Annotated in this window: 9 protein-coding genes; 5 read left to right on the top strand and 4 right to left on the bottom strand. The window is 60.1% G+C overall.

Annotated elements, in window-relative coordinates; genetic code table 11:
• Positions 1 to 5: 5 nt before the first annotated feature.
• Positions 6 to 3,899 (bottom strand): YhdP family protein, encoded by a 3,894-nt coding sequence (locus GQF02_RS10685; RefSeq protein ID WP_160797007.1) that lies wholly within the window; start codon positions 3,897 to 3,899, stop codon positions 6 to 8.
• 28 nt (positions 3,900 to 3,927) lie between these two features.
• On the opposite strand from GQF02_RS10685, the gene glnE reads away from it, so the two are divergent.
• The 4 genes from glnE (at position 3,928) to GQF02_RS10665 (ending at position 8,560) form a co-directional block, all read left to right on the top strand.
• The gene (glnE, locus tag GQF02_RS10680) at positions 3,928 to 6,600 is read left to right on the top strand and encodes a bifunctional [glutamate--ammonia ligase]-adenylyl-L-tyrosine phosphorylase/[glutamate--ammonia-ligase] adenylyltransferase (RefSeq protein WP_160797004.1); all 2,673 of its coding nucleotides are present in this window, start codon (positions 3,928 to 3,930) and stop codon (positions 6,598 to 6,600) included.
• Between the two features lie 99 nt (positions 6,601 to 6,699).
• Positions 6,700 to 6,900, top strand: a complete 201-nt coding sequence (locus tag GQF02_RS10675) for a zinc-finger domain-containing protein (RefSeq protein ID WP_124733964.1) — start codon at positions 6,700 to 6,702, stop codon at positions 6,898 to 6,900.
• Between the two features lie 60 nt (positions 6,901 to 6,960).
• The gene (gene waaF, locus GQF02_RS10670) at positions 6,961 to 8,001 is read left to right on the top strand and encodes a lipopolysaccharide heptosyltransferase II (RefSeq protein ID WP_160797002.1); all 1,041 of its coding nucleotides are present in this window, start codon (positions 6,961 to 6,963) and stop codon (positions 7,999 to 8,001) included.
• Positions 7,991 to 8,560 carry a TetR/AcrR family transcriptional regulator gene (locus GQF02_RS10665; RefSeq protein ID WP_160797000.1) on the top strand — a complete coding sequence of 190 codons (570 nt, stop codon included), beginning with the start codon at positions 7,991 to 7,993 and terminating at the stop codon, positions 8,558 to 8,560. The genes waaF and GQF02_RS10665 overlap by 11 nt, the downstream gene beginning before the upstream one ends.
• A gap of 1 nt (position 8,561) precedes the next feature.
• On the opposite strand, the gene GQF02_RS10660 is transcribed toward GQF02_RS10665, so the two are convergent.
• Together GQF02_RS10660 and GQF02_RS10655 are read right to left on the bottom strand one after the other, a co-directional pair.
• Entirely contained in the window at positions 8,562 to 9,926 is a 1,365-nt protein-coding gene (locus tag GQF02_RS10660) for an aspartate aminotransferase family protein (RefSeq protein WP_160796998.1), read from the bottom strand.
• Positions 9,927 to 9,956: 30 nt separating this feature from the next.
• Positions 9,957 to 11,294, bottom strand: coding sequence for a glutamine synthetase family protein (locus GQF02_RS10655; protein ID WP_124733968.1), 1,338 nt, complete (start codon positions 11,292 to 11,294; stop codon positions 9,957 to 9,959).
• Between the two features lie 171 nt (positions 11,295 to 11,465).
• Here GQF02_RS10655 and GQF02_RS10650 point away from each other — a divergent pair, with 171 nt between their 5' ends.
• The gene (locus GQF02_RS10650) at positions 11,466 to 12,116 is read left to right on the top strand and encodes a GntR family transcriptional regulator (RefSeq protein WP_160796996.1); all 651 of its coding nucleotides are present in this window, start codon (positions 11,466 to 11,468) and stop codon (positions 12,114 to 12,116) included.
• A gap of 123 nt (positions 12,117 to 12,239) precedes the next feature.
• On the opposite strand, the gene GQF02_RS10645 is transcribed toward GQF02_RS10650, so the two are convergent.
• Positions 12,240 to 13,274 carry an aminopeptidase gene (locus GQF02_RS10645; RefSeq protein WP_160796994.1) on the bottom strand — a complete coding sequence of 345 codons (1,035 nt, stop codon included), beginning with the start codon at positions 13,272 to 13,274 and terminating at the stop codon, positions 12,240 to 12,242.
• Positions 13,275 to 13,313: the final 39 nt, after the last annotated feature.

The following is a 13,313-nucleotide window of genomic DNA, read 5'->3' as shown; positions in this document are numbered from 1 at the left end:
CCTTGTCACGGGTTAGGGTTGGGAGCGTTCGGTTTACGCAGCGGCGTCTGCACCCGTTTGACTACCGGGTCATTCAACGAGCCTTTGACGCTATAGCTGAATGAAAACAAGCGGCCTATCGGGTTGCCCAGCACCGTTTCGGCGGCCAGCGTCGCCAGACCGACCACCGGGTTAAGCATGACGGCACCGGCGGCCAGCGCCACGCCTTGCGACAGCTTGGGTGTGACCGTGACCTCCAGCGACTGGCTATCCCGCGGCAGATCCACCTGCCCCGATAGCAAGACCTTGGCTGCCGTACTGTCCAGATTGATGGCGCTGCTCTCGAAAATACCGTTGATCACGGCCACATTGCCATGAATGCGGTCAAAGGCGAAGCCTTTGCCGAATACCGATGCAAAATCCAGCTGCAATAAGCGCCCGACCGATTGCAGCGACAAAACGCTTAGCAGTCGCGCCGCTTGCGAGTCGACACTGGCAAAACGGCCGTCTTTCACGTCCAGGCTAAGCGAACCGGATATTGTTTCTTCGTTAAATTGTGTCAGCATGCCTGGCCAAGACAGTGCTCCGCTTAAAGAGCCTGATCCGCCCAGTATCGCGCCGGGAAAACCGAAACGGCCAAGGAATGCACCCAAATTGCCGGAATTAAATGCCAGCCTGATGGCGGTGCGCGAACCGCCCAGTGCATCCACCCCGCTGATCTGCAAGCTGCCATCAACCGAGGTGAGCGCAACCTTGTCTAGTTGCCAAAATCCCTTGCCGCTATTGATTTCTGCCGTCAGGCGCCCCAGGTCCCGTGCGCGGTACTGCAAGCTTGCGGCATCCAGGTTGATATGCATGCCACGGGGGGTGCTGTTCGCCTGGGGGGCTGCTAGCGTTGAAAACGGAGCTGGCACGGCTTCGGGTAGCGGTAGTTTGAGATATCCGAGCTGTGCATTTACGGTGCGCGCATCCGGCAAATAGCTGGCCGAACCGGCAAGATAACGATTCTGCACACTCGCCCGGGCCATTTTGCCATTGGCCTGCCCGTTAAGAGCCACCTCTCCCCATGGCCTTCCGGCCAGCGTCAGCTGTGGTGTACTCAGGCTAAAAAACAAGGGCCAGGGTGGCATGTGGGCGGATGCGGCGCCGGAGCTGGCCTGTGGCCCTGCCAGTGCCGCCAGCCATTGATCCGCATCCAGTTGTGCAGCAGAAAGCGCCAGCGCCAGACCCTGCGCCGGCAAGGCCGGCGCTTTAGTGCCGACGCCCACGCTGGCGGTTTGCAAGTTGCCATCGCGGGTCAGTACGGCCCGGCCCGAGGCATGGCCAGTCAGCATCCAGTCTATTTGCGCGCCTTTGCCTTGCGGGCCTGGCTTCAGCACAAGACTGAGCGGCCAGCGCTCCAGCGTTGTTTTATGCGCCGGCGCCGGTGCTTGTAGTGCGGCACCTGTCAGCGAGCTATTGGCCTGCAAACCGAGGAAATCACCATGTTGCAGACTGAAAGCGATGTCCAGCGGCGTCACGCCACGGGCAAAGGGCGCCAGCACCGGCAGGTAAAAATCCAGCACCCGACGGATGTCGGCGTCGCCTTGCAAGTTAAAGCGCGACAAACCCTGCTTGCTGGTATCGCCTTGCAGGCGCATGCGCTGCCCCAGCACCGATAGTGCCAAGCCCGGTGTGGACGCACCGTACTCGCTAAACAGCAAGGTGCCGTTGACCGTGTCCAGTGCGGGTATGGGCAAGCTGGTAAAACGCAAGGGGTTGCCATTGAAAGCCAGTTTTCCCGCAACCGAGGTTTTCGCGGGGGTATCCAGCGGCACACGGATTTTAAGTCCCAGGCTGGCCGGTCCGCCGGCCTTGATGTCGCTAAGAAAGCCATCCAGATAGCCATTGACCGGGCTGGCCTTGCTGTAGTCGAGCATGGTCTGCAGCGGCGCACTGACCTGCCCGTCTATATCGACAGCGGCAGGCACGCTATACAAATCCTTCAGCTCGACTTTGACCTGCGACAGGCGCGCGCCTTGGGTCACGGCATCATCCGCCGTGACGCGGACCCCGTCATTACTCAACACCAGCTTGCCATTGATGGCCGAAATTTCCGGCCAGTCCGGTGCAAAGCGCAAGGCGGCCTGCTTCAGTCTGGCGTCCAGATCAAAACTGCCGCCCTTGCCATAGGGGAAGGGAAAAGCACGCAGATCGCCTTTTAGCACGGCTTTGACTTCGCGCCCTGTTCCGGCACTTAAAGAGGTCTGTAGCCACGACAGTGTTTCTTTGCCCAGACTGTCCGGCAAATAGCGCACCACGCGCACCAGCGGCACTTCAGGCACGGCCGCTTTCAAATCGGCAAGCAGTGCGCCATCGGGGTGAATCTGCAGCGTGCCATCCACCTGGCCACTAAAGTCTTCCGTGGCCAGGTCAAACCCCGGCAGGGTGACTTGCCAGAAACCTTTGGCCGTACGTGCCCATGTCAGCGTGCCCTTGGCCTGTTTCAGCTGCCATGGATAGGCAAACAGCTCGGGTGCGTCAATCTTGACCCCTTTACCATTGAGCGTGAGCTCACCTCCTGCCTCACTCAAGGCTACTTTCCCGGCAAAGCCGCCGGCGACACCGGGAAAAGCACCGAAAGTATGCCAGCCCAGATTGTCGAACTCTCCACTGACATGCAAGCCCGAAGGCTTTTCTACGCGGCCTTGCCAGCTGGCCGACACATCATTTAGCACCCCATGCAGCGCCGCCTCGCGCCATGGCTTTTCCGGCATCAGGCCGGCTGCGATCAGAATGGGCAGCAAGGGCGCAAGATCGGTCCGGCTGACGCTGACCTTGCCGCCGCCCTGATCCGACCAGCTCGCCTCGATACGGCTATCGCTGAACAGCGCGCCTTTTTGCGTCTGCAAAAACAGCTTGTCGGCAAAGAGCCGGTTGTTGTCATCGCCCTCGCGCTGATATTTCACCCGGCCGGCGATACGCGGCAAGGCCAGCGGCGTGGCGGCGCGCTCGGCGAGTTCTGCCTGTTCGACCAGACCTTCGGCTTCCAGCGTATCGATATGTCCGCCGGAGAAAGTCAGTTCGGCATTGAAGTTAGCCTTGCCCTTGGGCAGCAAGGCCGTCTTGGGTGCGTAGCGCTCCCACCAGGCAAAAGCGCCACCACGCGCCATCATCGTGGCCTTGCCCTGCCATGAGCGCCAAGCATTGACATCGTCGCCGCGCCAGTCGGCGCTTACACGGAAACTGCCGAGAAAGCGGCTGTCCGGCCGGCCGTCCAGTACCAGGCGATGGCCGAACAGGCCACGATTAAGTGCCAGATTGGCATCTTTGATCGTAAGCGGTGCCACATCGACCAGCTCATCGCGCCATCTGAGTTCGGTACGATTGATGGCAATTTCAGGCTGGGTCAGCAGCCAGTTGACGAGTTCTCCGTCACTATGGCTGCTATCCCCTTGCGACAAATCAAAGCCGTTTAACAGGATGTGGCCGTTGCTCTGGCGCAACAGGCTGAGTTTGACGCCGCTGACACGAATCTGGGAGAAACGCAGCGAGCCTTGCCATAGCGAGGACCAGGATGGTGTCAGCGTGACCTGCTCAAGGCTTAGCGGATGGCCAACAGGGTTGGCAATGGTAAAACCGCTGAGTGTGACGGTAGGGGTCAATGCCTGCCATTGGGTCGCCAGACCCTTGATCGAGACCTGACGCCCGATCAGGCGCGAGGCTTCACGCGCCAAATCATCGCGTACCGTGGGCAAGTTGGGTTTAAGCCAGAACTGCCAGGCCAGCACTAAAGCAACGAGTATCAGCAGCCATAGGGCAAAAACAGCCGCAAGAATGCGGCCCGTCCACACCAGCGTGCGCCGAACCGGAATGCCCCCTAGACGCAGAAGCCAGTGTTTGCCCGTTTCGGGCTGGGGAGGGGTAGAATTATCTTTCACGATCTTGTCATCGTTTGGAAACCGTATTATGCCAGTTACTGACATTGCCTATGCACGCTCTTTTAGCTTTTATCTGGAGCGCCTGTTTCAAGCTAGACCGCAAAGGCTGGAAGAGCTTGCCTTACACCAGCATCTGCCCTTCGATGTGGCCCAAATGCAGGCCTTTGCCGACTGGGACGCGCTGATCGAACCGGACGCACTGATGCCGGTGCTGCGCCATTTACGCCAGGCGGTGATGGCACGGCTGATCTGCCGCGACCTGGCCGGTCATGCCTCACTGGAGGAAGTTGTCTCCACCATCAGCACGCTGGCCGAGTTTGCCGTGCAGCGCGGCCTGATCGCTGCGCGCCATTCCCTCGCATCTTTCGGAGAGGCCATTGGCGAGGAAAGTGGCGAAGTGCAGGAATTGATCGTGATTGCCATGGGCAAGCTCGGCGGCAAGGAGCTGAATGTCTCGTCCGATATCGACCTGATCTTTGTCTATCCGGAAGACGGCGACACCAATGGCGCGCGCAGCCTGTCCAATCACGAGTATTTTACCCGGCTGGGTAAACAGCTGATCCGCATCATCAGCGAGCCGGGTGCCGATGGCCTGGTGTTCCGCGTCGATATGCGCCTGCGTCCTTATGGCGATTCCGGTCCTCTGGTCATGAGCTTTGCCGCGCTGGAAAACTACCTGCTGACCCAGGGGCGCGAATGGGAGCGCTATGCCTGGATCAAGGCGCGGGCTCTCAGTGGCGACGCCGCTGCCCTTTGGGATCTGGTGCGCCCTTTTGTCTACCGCAAATATCTCGATTACGGCGCCTATGGCGCGATGCGCGAACTGCATGCCCAGATACGGCGCGAAGTAGCACGGCGCGATATGGCGGCAAATATCAAGCTGGGCCCTGGCGGCATACGCGAAGTCGAGTTCATTGCCCAGGTCTTTCAGCTGATACGGGGCGGGCGGGAAAAGAGCCTGCAACTGCGCGGCACCCGTGCGACGCTGGGGCAGCTCAAAGCGCTGCACCTGATGGAAGATGGCGCCATTGACGAGCTGCAACAGGCTTATGCCTTTTTGCGCAAGCTTGAACACCATCTGCAATACACCGACGATCAGCAGACACAAACCCTGCCCACCAGTGACGACGCGTGCGCCAGCCTCGCCCACAGCATGGGCTTTAAAGACTGGCCTGCCTTCATGAATGCGCTCAATCTCGAGCGCCGCCATGTCACCCGCCATTTCGAGCAAGTGTTCTTCCTGCCGGCCGAGGATACGCAAATCCATCCGCTGGCCGATTTGTGGCGCGACATTCTGGAATCGTCCAGCCATAGTGCCGAACGGCTGGCCACGCTGGGTTACACCGAAGCGGATGCGGTAGCACGCCAACTGGCTGCCATTGCCTCCAGCCAGCGCTACTTGCAGATGCCCGAGCGCAGCCAGCGCAAGTTCAATGCGCTGATTCCTCCTTTGATCGAAGTGGCCAGCCATCAAACCGGGCCGGATGCTACCCTGAGCCGCATTCTGGCGCTACTTGAAGCTATCAGCCGGCGCGCATCCTACCTTGCGCTATTGAGCGAATACCCGCAGACGCTGCAACGATTAGCCTCGCTGTGTTCGGCCAGCGCATGGGTGTCGGCCTATCTGACGCGCCACCCTATTTTGCTGGATGAGCTGCTGGACGCGCGCGTGCTGTATGCCACCCCCGACTGGCCGCAGCTGGCGGTGCAACTGGAAAGCCAGCTTGCAGCTTGCGAGGGCGACGCCGAAGGCAAGATGGATGCCTTGCGCCATTTCCAGCATGCACAGGTATTCCGTCTGGTCGCGCAGGACATTGCCGGCATGTGGACGCTGGAAGCCTTGTCGGATGAGCTGTCACGTCTGGCCGATCTGGTCCTGGCGGCCACCTTGCGTCATGCCTGGCTGGATATCGCCAAACGCCACACAGAGGCTCCGCGCTTTGCCATCATCGGCTACGGCAAGCTGGGCGGAAAAGAACTGGGCTATGTCTCCGATCTCGACATTATTTTCCTCTACGAGGACGAACACCCGGATGCCCCCGAGCTGTATGCGCGTCTGGCGCGCAAGATGTCGACCTGGCTGACCAGTACCACCAGTGCCGGCGTGCTGTACGACATTGATTTGCGGCTGCGCCCCAATGGCCAGAGTGGCCTCTTGGTGAGTACCGTGTCGGCCTTTGCCAGCTACCAGACACAGCAAGCCTGGGTATGGGAGCATCAGGCGCTGACCCGGGCGCGCTTTGTGGCCGGCGATAGCGCGATCGGCGAGGCATTCGACACGATACGGCGCGACGTATTGATGCAAAAGCGCGACCTTGCCATCCTGAAGCAGGAAGTGGTGGACATGCGTCAGCGCATGCTGGAGACCCACCCTGCACGTGATGAAGATATCAAGCATGCGCGCGGCGGCATCATCGACGCCGAATTCATTATTCAGGCGCTGATTCTGGGCCATGCCCACGCCCTGCCGGCGCTCACAGCCAATACCGGCACCATCGCACTGTTGGCTGTGGCGGCCGAAGCCGGGCTGATCGATCAGACGCTGGCACGCAAGGCGCAGGATGCCTACCGCCATTACCGCCGCCTGCAACACGCCGCACGGCTCAACGACAAGGGCGGCGTACCCTTGAGCACGGAATTGCTGGGCGACTATCAGGCTGTACGCACTCTGTGGCAGGCCGTATTCGGCCAGACCATCTGAAACAGCAAGCGCCCTGAAACGCCGCCTTTTGGCTTGCACGTGCATTGCACGGTATACTCGCGGCAACAAGACAAACAACACTGAAGAAGAAGCCCTGCTATGGAACTGACTGAAAATACCCGCCGCGTGATTGAAGTGACTGCGACCGACCTGCCGCTGGCATGCCCTATGCCCGACATGGTGAAGTGGAATTCACATCCGCGCGTCTTTTTGCCCATCGTCAAAAACGGCGGTGAAGCCTTGTGCCCTTACTGCGGCACCCATTACCAACTGACAGGCCCGGTCAGCGCCCATCACTAAGCCTGTTTACCGGCCTGATCCTCAAGGTGCGTCCGGCGCACCTTTTTTGCTTACCCGAACATGAAAAAAATTCTGGTCATCGGCCCCTCGTGGGTTGGCGACGGCGTGATGGCCCAGCCACTTTATCGCCGTCTGCTTGAACGCAACCCCGGTGCCGAGGTGCATGTTTTCGCCCCGGCCTGGACACTGCCGTTACTGGCGCGCATGCCCGAGGTGAGCCGCGCTCACCTGAACCCCTTCGGTCACGGTCAGTTGCAACTGGGTGAGCGCTGGCGCACGGCGCGGGCTTTGGCGCGGGAAAAATTCGACCAGGCGGTGATTCTGCCCGGCTCGCTCAAGTCTGCCCTGATCCCCTTTATGGCCGGCATTCCCCTGCGCACCGGTTTTACCGGTGAAATGCGCTACGGCCTGGTCAACGACAGGCGCGAACTGGACGAAAAAGCCCTGCCGATGATGATAGAGCGCTTTTGCGCGCTCGCTGAAGCGCCCGGTGTCACCCCTGCCTTGCCGATTGCCCACCCCAAGCTTTGCGTCAACCGGGATGCAGGGCAAGCGACGGCAGTACGACTGGGACTGGATTTGTCGCGTCCGATAGTAGTGATGTGTCCGGGCGCCGAATACGGCCCGGCCAAACGCTGGCCGGCACGCCATTTTGCCGCCCTGTCGCGCGCCTTTGCCGATGCCGGCTGGAATGTCTGGCTGTTCGGCTCGAACAAGGATGCCGAAATCGGCAAGGCCATCAGCGAGCAAGCTGGCGGCAGCGCCATCAATCTGTGCGGGGCGACCAATCTGGAAGAAGCCATCGACTTGATGGGCTTCGCTTCGCTTGCCGTGTGCAACGACTCGGGGCTGATGCATATTGCCGCCGCGCTGGAGCTGCCGCTGGTGGCGCTGTATGGCTCGTCCAGCCCCGGCTTCACCCCGCCCTTGTCTGACAAGGCGGCGATTGTCTCGCTCAATCTGGATTGCAGCCCCTGCTTCGAGCGCGTCTGCCCCTTGCAGCACACCGACTGCCTGGAAAAAATGCAGCCGGAGCGGGTCTGGCAGGCATCACAAACCCTGTTGCAACGCTTTGCGCCGGAGCACAGGCATGAGTCTTGAACCCAATAGCCGGCGCATGGAACTGGTACGCATTGCCGCGCGCCTGTTTCGCGATCACGGCTACGAGCGCAGTACGGTGCGCGACATCGCCACCGCCGCCGGCATGCAGTCCGGCAGTCTGTTTTATCACTTTCGCAATAAAGAAGAGATTCTGGTGGCGGTGATGGCACTGGGCATCAGCAGCACCACCGAGCAACTGGGCGAGGCGCTGGCGCAGGCCGGAAATGTCGAACAACGCCTTGCAGCGCTGTTTCATGTCCACCTGCATTCCTTGCTCGGAGAAAACCAGGCGGCGCTGGAAGTGATGTTGTACGAGTGGCGCAGCGTATCCGAAGCGGCCCGCCCGGGTCTGGTGGTATTACGCGACCGCTACGAAGCCCTGTGGCAGCAAGTGCTGGATGAGGCGGCAGCGGCCGGGCTGGTCAAAGCCAATACCCGCTTGCTGCGCCGAACCTTGCTGGGCAGCCTGCACTGGAGCGTGCAGTGGTACCGCAAAGAAGGCAGTTTGTCGGTTGCCGAACTGGCGGATGAAATCATGGCGCTGGCGCTGCGCGATTGAGTCAGCCTTTCAGTTGTGCCAGCAAGCTGTCAAACACATCGACAAAACGCGTGATATCGGTTTCTGTCGTCTCCGGGCACACCAGCATCATGTTGTGAAAAGGCGTAATCAGCAGGCCGCGATTCAGCAGGTAAAGATGCACGATATGCTCCAGCTCGCCATCCAGAATCGCCTCGGCCTCGCTGCCGTTTTGTGGCGGGCGCGGACAGAACTGGAACTCGGTGCGCGCGCCGATGCGCGTCACGCACCACGGCAAGTCATGACGGGCAATCGCCGCACGCAAGCCCTCTTCCAGCATCTGGGCCAGACGGAACATATGCGCGTAGGCCGCATCCGTCATCACCTGCTCAAGGTTGGCACGCATGGCCGCGAGCGCCAGCATATTGGCTGTCAGCGTGGTGCCTATGCCCGAGTGTCCGGGCGGGGCGGCGCGTTTGGCGGCTTCGGCTTTAGCTGCCGTATCGGCAGAAAAGCCGTATACCGCGCAAGGTACGCCCCCGGCCACCGGTTTGCCGACCACCAGCATATCGGCCGGCACGCCTTCGGCAACGGCATAGCCACCCGGGCCGGAGCTGATGGTGTGGGTTTCGTCCATCAACAATAAGGCGCCATGACGACGGATGATGTCGCTGGCCGCTTTCCAGAAGCCTGGCTTGGGCAGCACCATGCCGATATTGGTCATTGCAGGCTCGGCCAGCACACAGGCAACATCGCCATGCGCAAGCGCCGACTCCAGCGCGGCCAGATCATTGAATTCGACCACGCGGGTGTGGCAGGTCAGATCGTAGACCTGACCCAAGAGGCTGGCCCGCTGCACCGGAAGGCCATCTTCCAGATCGACAAATACATCATCGACCGTACCGTGGTAGCAACCATTGAATACCAGAATCTTGTCGCGGCCGGTGATGGCACGCGCCCAGCGGATGGCGTAGCGGTTGGCATCGCTGGCGCTTAGCGCGAACTGCCATTTGTCCATACCAAAGCGCCGGCTCAGTTCGTTTGCCACCCAGGCGGCATCGGCCGAGGGCAGCATGGTGGTAAAGCCTTTGGCGCACTGCGCGGCAATCGCGTCGGCGACCGCCTGCGGCGCATGGCCGAACATGGCACCGGTGTCGCCCAGGCAGAAATCGGTATAGCTAAAGCCATCCACATCGCGGATAGACGCGCCCTTGGCCGATTCGACATAAAGCGCGAATGGTGTAGACCAGTCATCCATCCAGTGCAGCGGCACGCCGAACAGGAGGTGTTCAGCCGCTTGCTGTGACAGCGCGCGCGAGCGCGGGCGGCGGGTGGCAAAGTCGGTGCGTTCGCGCTGATATAAAGCCTGCGCCTGCGCCCAGTTCACGCCGTAACGGATAGCTTGCATTGTTCTTCCCCCTTGAAAAGACCAGACGGCTTACACATGCAATTGCAGGTGTTCGCGTTCCCATGCGGTAATGCCCCGATTAAATGTCTCGAACTCCTTGCCCTTGACCGCACAAAAGGCCGAAACAAAGTCGTGGCCAAGCAGCTCTCCCAGCTCTTTGCAGCCCTGCATCAGCTCGATGGCGTCTTCCAGGCTGCGCGGCAACTCGTAATCCAGCGTATAGGCGCTGCCTTCCATCGGTGGCGAGGCCTCCAGCGCATTCACCATGCCCAGATAGCCGCAGGCCAGCGTAGCCGCCATGGCAAGGTAGGGATTGACGTCCACGCCGGGTACGCGGTTTTCCACCCTACGCGCCTCGGGGCCGGAAGGCGGCACGCGGATGCCGCAAGTCCGGTTGTCGTAACCCCAGCGCACATTGATAGGCGCCGCCGCATGGCGGGTCAGGCGGCGGTAGGAGTTGACGTAAGGCGCCAGCATCGGCATTACCGCCGGCAGATAGCGCTGCATGCCGCCAATGTGCTGGTAAAACAGTTCGCTGGCGCTACCGTCTGGAAGGCTGAAGACATTCAGCCCGGTTTCGGCGTCGACCACGCTTTGATGGATGTGCATCGCACTGCCTGGCTCGTCCTGCATGGGTTTGGCCATGAATGTCGCAAAAATATTGTGGCGGTAGGCGGTTTCGCGCACGGCACGCTTGAACAGGAAAACCTGATCGGCCAGCTCCAGCGCATCGCCATGGGTGAAGTTGATTTCCATCTGGCAGGCGCCAACTTCATGCACCAGCGTTTCTACATTCAGCCTGGCCGCCACGCAAAACGTGGACAGTTCCTGAAAAAACGGATCAAAGTCATTGACCGCATCGATGGAAAAACTCTGGCGGCCAATTTCAGAGCGACCGGCGCGACCGGTGGGCGGGCGTAAGGGTTCGTCCGAATTATTATTCTGCGCGATCAGGTAAAACTCCATCTCCGGCGCCACCACGGCGCGCCAGCCGCGCTCGGCATAGCGCGCCAGCACTTTGCGCAGCACTGCCCGTGGCGACAGGCCGACCGGCTTGCCGTCGAAGTCTTCGCAGTCATGAATCACCACCGCCACCTGCTCCATCGCCCACGGCACCATGCGGATGGTGGAAACATCAGGTACGCACACCATATCCGGGTCATGCGGGCCGGTCAGACGCTCGAAGTCGGCAAACTCGCCGTTTACGGTAATGGTGAGCACGGCCTTGGACATTTTCATGCTGTCTTCGGCCAGAAACAGGTTCTTGGGCACGATCTTGCCGCGCGCCATGCCGGTCATGTCGGGAATGACACACTCGATCTCATGGATCGCATGCTCGCGGATAAAGGCATTCAACACTTCATTCATGGTTTGCTCCCGTTTGTTGACCCGGTACAGGCAGTTGCAGCGACGATCACGGCGGGTCTTGTTTGCCTGCATCATAGATTTGATCAAATCTATCCGTCAACATTTGATCAAATATTGGCAGGTCTACCCTGCTCTGCTATCCTCGTCGCCATCTCTCCCCCAATCTTCTCCATGAAAACCGACGCTGCTTTCACTTTGCAGGACCAGGCTTACCAAACCTTGCGACAGGGGCTGATGCTGGGGCGCTGGCTGCCCGGCGAACGCCTGAAAATCCATACCTTGGCCCGTGAAATGGACATGGGCAGCATGGCGGTTCGTACAGCCTTGCAGCGTCTGGTGGCGGAAAAGGCGCTGGTCAATGTGCCCAATTGCGGGGTCAGCGTGCCGCAACTGAGCAAGGCCGAATTTGACGACATCCTCGCGACCCGCATCCTGCTGGAGGGCGAAGCGGCGCGCCAAGGGGCGCTAAAGCTGGATAAGGGTGCAAGAAGCACGCTGGCGTCTTTGGTGCGGCAGATGGACGAGGCCATCGCGCAAGGGGATATCAAGGCGTATCTGGATGCCAACGAGACGTTTCATCAGATGCTCTACCTGGCAGCCGGCTCGCCCATACTGATGACACTGATCGAAACGGTCTGGCTGTATGTCGGCCCTATCTCCAACCGGCTGCATCAGAATGCGGCGGTATGGGCGACGATGAATGCTGCACACAGCACCTTGCTGGCGGCGTTGCTGCAAAATGACGCGAATGGTGTGGGACAAGCCATCGCGGAGGATCTCAGGCAGGCCGGCGCCTATCTGCGGACCTTATGTAAGGACTAGTGTGTCCGTGCAGCGGACACAAACCTTAACCCGTCATTGGGACATAGCCAAAAAAATCCCCCGACGTCGGGGGATTTTCAGAGGGCTCGGGTTTGGGCTTGCACCCTCCCCGCTTTTTCGCCTTTATTTGGCTTTGCCACCGGCAAGCTCGATCACCAGCGGTGTCAGGATGCGGCTAAAGTCGCGCGAGCGTTGCTCGACCCGCTGCGGGAAAATGGTTTCCAGGTTCTTCACATTGTCCACATCAGGGCGGTGCCAGCTCATGCCGTCCTTGATGGCCTTATTGGTAGTCTGCTCGTAACCGTCCTTGTCGCCGATTTCCCAGTTGGTGGCCTCCACCGCCAGTACCGGCATACCTGCTTCATCGAAGCTCTCCTGATCGGAGCAGCAGCCTGTCCCTTTCGGATACTCCTTGTCCAGCCCCGGGTTGGTGTCAGCCGCGATACCGAGTTTCTTGGCAATGGCCAGTGCGCGGTCACGCACAAAGCCGGCCTTGGCATCCTTGGCGACTGTTTCCTTGCCGGCATGGAAATACATCTTGTCGCCGGTAATCAGGCTATCCATATTCACCATCGCGATCACATTTTGCTTGTCGCTGTCACTCATGCGCGCCACATAGTCCTTGGAGCCCAGCAGCCCCAACTCTTCGGCACCAAAGGCGACAAACTTGATCGTATGTTGTGTCTTGGTTTTCTTGAGCTGGTCGGCGATTTCGAGCAGCATGCCGACGCCGGAAGCGTTGTCGTCCAGCCCTTCCAGCTTGGGCCCGCCGATCTTGCCGATATCGCTGTCTTTTTTCGGCGTACGCGAATCAAAGTGCGCGCCGACAATCACCACCTTGCCATCCATACCCGGCTTGGTCGCGATCACGTTGATCGACTTGACCTCGCGCTTGACCTTGCTCTTGTCGGCTTTTTCATACTCGAACGAAGACGTAAACGGTTGCTCGCCGACCTGATAGCCCATCTTCTTGAATGCTTTGGCCAGATAGGCCGCAGTGGCCTGCTCGGTTTCCGTGCCGGCCATGCGTCCTTTGAAGGCGGTGGCAACATGACGCATCTCGCGTGCGGCCACTTCACCATGCGTTGCTGCCATGGCAGAACCGCAGACACCTAGCGCGAGGGCCAGAACGGAAAGACGGAATAGCGGACGATGCATGGCAAACTCCTTGGCAAGTGGGCATGTTATAGCAAGAAA

Origin of the sequence: Craterilacuibacter sinensis (assembly GCF_009831765.1) — a bacterium.
Taxonomy (GTDB): domain Bacteria; phylum Pseudomonadota; class Gammaproteobacteria; order Burkholderiales; family Chromobacteriaceae; genus Craterilacuibacter; species Craterilacuibacter sinensis.
Note: the sequence above shows the minus strand (reverse complement) of the source record. Positions and strands in the feature narration are given on the sequence as shown.

Coding starts and splice junctions, on each gene's coding strand:
- GQF02_RS10645 (WP_160796994.1), bottom strand. CDS start 13,274: ATGCATCGTCCGCTATTCCGTCTTTCCGTTCTGGCCCTCGCGCTAGGT.
- waaF (WP_160797002.1), top strand. CDS start 6,961: ATGAAAAAAATTCTGGTCATCGGCCCCTCGTGGGTTGGCGACGGCGTG.
- GQF02_RS10665 (WP_160797000.1), top strand. CDS start 7,991: ATGAGTCTTGAACCCAATAGCCGGCGCATGGAACTGGTACGCATTGCC.
- GQF02_RS10675 (WP_124733964.1), top strand. CDS start 6,700: ATGGAACTGACTGAAAATACCCGCCGCGTGATTGAAGTGACTGCGACC.
- GQF02_RS10655 (WP_124733968.1), bottom strand. CDS start 11,294: ATGAATGAAGTGTTGAATGCCTTTATCCGCGAGCATGCGATCCATGAG.
- GQF02_RS10660 (WP_160796998.1), bottom strand. CDS start 9,926: ATGCAAGCTATCCGTTACGGCGTGAACTGGGCGCAGGCGCAGGCTTTA.
- glnE (WP_160797004.1), top strand. CDS start 3,928: ATGCCAGTTACTGACATTGCCTATGCACGCTCTTTTAGCTTTTATCTG.
- GQF02_RS10650 (WP_160796996.1), top strand. CDS start 11,466: ATGAAAACCGACGCTGCTTTCACTTTGCAGGACCAGGCTTACCAAACC.